The following is a 4,040-nucleotide window of genomic DNA, read 5'->3' on the forward strand; positions in this document are numbered from 1 at the left end:
CGGATACGCTCATTTCATCGTTTCCTCATCCACCACTTGCCCGATCCGCCCTTCGTCTCGTTCCACCTGGCCTCCTCAACACCTCCGGCCAGTGCCCTTTCGTTCAGGTCCACGCTCCGTTCACCCTTCCTCCCGCCGTGTCCCATTCCCAGGTAAAAGCCCAGCGCGCCTAACCTTCCATTCAACCCGGACCCAACAGCCACGGTCTTCCAATCTCCCCCATGCATCCCGCTACCTCATCCCCGTCGCTCCTCCCACCGGCTGTTGGTCCGGTTAATTCCTTTCGTTAGGCCGCAACCTCCACCCAAATTGAAGGTGATATATGATCTACCCAAGGCGAAAACTTCATCCGTTTCACCTAGCAAGGCTTCGAAGGCTAGTACCAGGAAATTTTTAACAGTTGCGAAACCCAAATTCGGCATTTCTAGCTGTCGGTGATGTCGTCTAATTCTCGTAGGTCGCGGTTCCCGCACAATGCCGGTATCCACCACATTCTGAAATCACGAGGTCCTTCAATGCCAACTTCCATTAACATTCGACGTTTCAAACTCTTTGTTACGGCCTCAGCCATTGCCGTGTTGTCTGCTTGCTCGACCCACGGCGTATTTGTGGTACCAAAGGGCACCACTCTCTATCTAGCAGATAGGCCTCAGCCCGTAGACATCGCAACCGGTGGAACGGTCACAACCCAAGCTTTTGGATGGGAGTCAATGGGAGTTCCTCCGGAGAATGGCCTTAAGTATCGGCTTGAAAAGGATGGCCAAACGGTTCAGCAGGGTAGACTCCGGGTGGTTCTACGTGTGCAATCCCTCTTTCTCCCTCCGATATTTGGGATCCTCCTCATTCCCACTGGGCTCAATCCCGACATTACTTACGACCTCGTCACCGGCAAGCAAGAATGATTGCGTCACATGGGTGCAGCTGACTTGGAAGATTTGTACCGAGGTTCAACCGACCTTCCACCTCACCCTATACACCTCCAGAATCCCAGCGCGTCGCTAGCCAAGGTCCACAACTCCTGGTACATCAGTACCCGAGATTCCACGTCCTAAGCGCCTAACCTTAATACCGTTCACTTAGTGACAAAACCCCTCGCATTACATCCGTATTTTCAACACCTAGACACGATTCCGCCCCTTAAGTGAACCGTATTGGGCCTAACCTTCCGTTCAACCCGGACCCAACAGCCACGATCTTCCAATCTCCCCCATGCATCCCGCTTTCTCGTCCCCTTCGCTCATTCCCCTGGCTGTTGGTCCGGTTAACTCCTTTCGTTAGGCCGCGCCCAAATGCACCAGCAAGACCACTTCGCCAAAGCTCCCATTCTTTTCCGTCCACCAGCAGCGGGCGAAGAATTAGAAATCTGCCAATTGGTGGAAAGGGTGTTCAACAAATATGTCGCGCCAGAGTACCCCCAAGATGGCATTCAGGAGTTCTACCGCTTCGCCAATCCCGAAGCGATGAAGAGGCGATCGAGCTCAGGGCAAATACTTATCGTTGCGGAAGAACTTGGCCAAATCATTGGGGCAATCGAGACTCGTCAACTCAACCACATCGCCCTCCTGTTTGTGGAAAATCAGGGCAAGGGTATAGCCAGAAACCTTGTCCAGCTCCTCATCGATGAGTGCCACAAGCGCAACCCCGGCCTCAACCGGATCACAGTCAACTCCTCGCCGTACGCTGAGCCTGTCTACTCTCGGCTAGGCTTTGCCCCAACAGGCCCATCTCAAACCTTAAATGGAATCACCTTCATTCCAATGGCCTTAACGCTCCCCACAACGGCCTAACCAATCGTTCAACCCGGACCCAACAGCCACGATCTTCCAATCTCCCCCATGCACTCCGCTTTCTCGTCCCCTTCGCTCATCTCACCGGCTGTTGGTCCGGTTAACTCCTTTCGTTAGGCGTGGCGCTCTGTCTGGCTTCAGCGCCGTTCACAAGGCTTTTACCAGCTTTCCAAACCTCCTCGCTTTCCGTCAAAAAGGCCTCGTTCTGGGGGTCCTCAGCGTTCACTTCATGACATTCGCCCCTCATCGCCTTTTCGGATACGCTCGATTCATCGTTTCCTCATCCACCACTTGCCCGATCCGCCCTTCGTCTCGTTCCACCCGGCCTCCTCAACGCCTCCCGGCCAGCGCCCTTTCGTTCAGGTCCACGCTCCGTTCACCCTTCCTCCCGCCGTGTCCCACCCCCAGGTAAAAGCCCAGCCCGCCTAACCTTCCATTCAACTCGGACCCAACAGCCGCGATCTACTTCCAAGTCCTCTCCGCATGATTCCTTCGCATCCTTCCCTCTCGCCCCGTTTACCGGCTGTTGGTCCGGTTAATTCCTTTCGTTAGGCTCACGTCAATGCGCCTTCTTCTGCTCATGTTTTTAAACCTGTCACTACTCGGCGGTGACGAAGTCACTTGGCACTGGAAATCACCATCCACCAAGATTGAAGCCGAGTCCAAATTTGTGGAGGCCGACACACCAAGAGTGATTTGGCTATATGAGCCTGATAATCCAGCCAAAAAGGAGCGTTTGTGCAGTTTTGAACGCGATGCCGAATTGATATTTAGCCCTGATGACTCAATGGTTGCAATGAATGATATCGTCGGTTCTGACCTGGCGGAAATTCGATTATTCAAGCGAGTCAATGGACTACACTATCAAGAGCTTTCAACCCAAGTTCACGACTTGTGCTGGGCTTTGCTCCAGAAACGCAAAAAGGTGCCTTACCCCAAAGCGCTGCTGCACAGCTACGCTTTCGTCAAGCAATGGTCACCAGACTCTTCGGCATTTCTGGTCAACCTCTCGGGGCATACTGACAGCAATCAATATGTGGAGGATTGGCTCTGTGTCTTCGATCTCCGCACCAATAGGCCAACGCTAGATCTGTCAGTGCTGAATCGAAAATCAGTCATTTTCAGGGCCTCACCGCGTTAGCCTAACCAATCGTTCAACCCGGACCCAACAGCCACGATCTTCCAATCTCCCCCATGCATCCCGCTTTCTCGTCTCCTTCGCTCATCCCACCGGCTGTTGGTCCGGTTAACTCCTTTCGTTAGGCGTGTCGCTCCGTCTGGCTTCAGCGCCGTTCACAAGGCTTTTACCAGCTTTCCAAGTCTCCTCGCTTTCCGTCAAAAAGGCCTCGTTCTGGGGTTCCTCAGCGTTCATTCCATGGCATTCGCCCCTCATCGCCTTTTCGGATACGCTCGGTTCATCGTTTCCTCATCCACCACTTGCCCGATCCGCCCTTCGTCTCGTTCCACCTGGCCTCCTCAACGCCTCCCGGCCAGCGCCCTTTCGCTCAGGTCCACGCTCCGTTCACCCTTCCCCCCGCCCGTGTCCCACCCCCAGGTAAAAGCCCAGCGCGCCTAACCTTCCATTCAACTCGGACCCAACAGCCGCGATCCACTTCCAAGTCCTCTCCGCATGATTCCTTCGCATCCTTCCCCCTCGCACAGTTTACCGGCTGTTGGTCCGGTTAATTCCTTTCGTTAGGCCACACCAACCCGAAGTCCAGATACTCTCTCGGACAATCAAGTAGCCCATTGAACCCCACTCCCGGCAATGGTCTAATCACAATAGAAAGTCTACACCACCCCACAGTCAAAGGATGAATCATGAAAAAGACGATCACCTCAGCACCATTGGCTCTATCGGCCGTAACCGCACTGATTATTGCATTCTCAGGATGTAGACCAAAGAATGACAAACATGCAGAAGCCATTATTAACGAGCCGCAATACAAATATTGGCAACGTGTTGCAATTGGGTCTATTATCCAAGAATATCCAACGACAAAAGAATCATCACTAAACAAGGAATTTACTGATATATACAACCGCATCAAGCAAGACGGGCTAAACAAACCCCTGAAAAAAGAATTGCAGGATGTATTCTACAACAGGTCAACAACATTTAAACAGTTTATTGATTCAATATGGAATGAAGCAAAACAGAAAACTTCTGCAACCGATCTTCAAACCATATACGCCAGTGAAAGGATCAACAACTCTCTCCACCAATTGAATTCAGACAACCTACTTTCTGAA

3 protein-coding genes are annotated in these 4,040 nt (G+C 52.5%); all 3 read left to right on the forward strand.

Features of this window, described 5'->3' with window-relative positions:
* The first annotated feature begins 1,289 nt into the window (after positions 1 to 1,289).
* Positions 1,290 to 1,787 carry a GNAT family N-acetyltransferase gene (locus HOLFODRAFT_RS0202810; RefSeq protein ID WP_005031230.1) on the forward strand — a complete coding sequence of 166 codons (498 nt, stop codon included), beginning with the start codon at positions 1,290 to 1,292 and terminating at the stop codon, positions 1,785 to 1,787.
* Positions 1,788 to 2,349: 562 nt separating this feature from the next.
* Positions 2,350 to 2,928, forward strand: a complete 579-nt coding sequence (locus HOLFODRAFT_RS24320; RefSeq protein WP_005031232.1) for a hypothetical protein — start codon at positions 2,350 to 2,352, stop codon at positions 2,926 to 2,928.
* Positions 2,929 to 3,608: 680 nt separating this feature from the next.
* Positions 3,609 to 4,040: hypothetical protein (locus HOLFODRAFT_RS24735; protein ID WP_158412900.1), on the forward strand; the 432-nt coding region annotated here is incomplete at its 3' end.

Source organism: Holophaga foetida DSM 6591 (assembly GCF_000242615.2).
Classification (GTDB): domain Bacteria; phylum Acidobacteriota; class Holophagae; order Holophagales; family Holophagaceae; genus Holophaga; species Holophaga foetida.

Excerpts from the sequence above, each read along its gene's own strand:
- HOLFODRAFT_RS0202810 (WP_005031230.1), top strand. The coding sequence starts at position 1,290 with ATGCACCAGCAAGACCACTTCGCCAAAGCTCCCATTCTTTTCCGTCCA.
- HOLFODRAFT_RS24320 (WP_005031232.1), top strand. The coding sequence starts at position 2,350 with ATGCGCCTTCTTCTGCTCATGTTTTTAAACCTGTCACTACTCGGCGGT.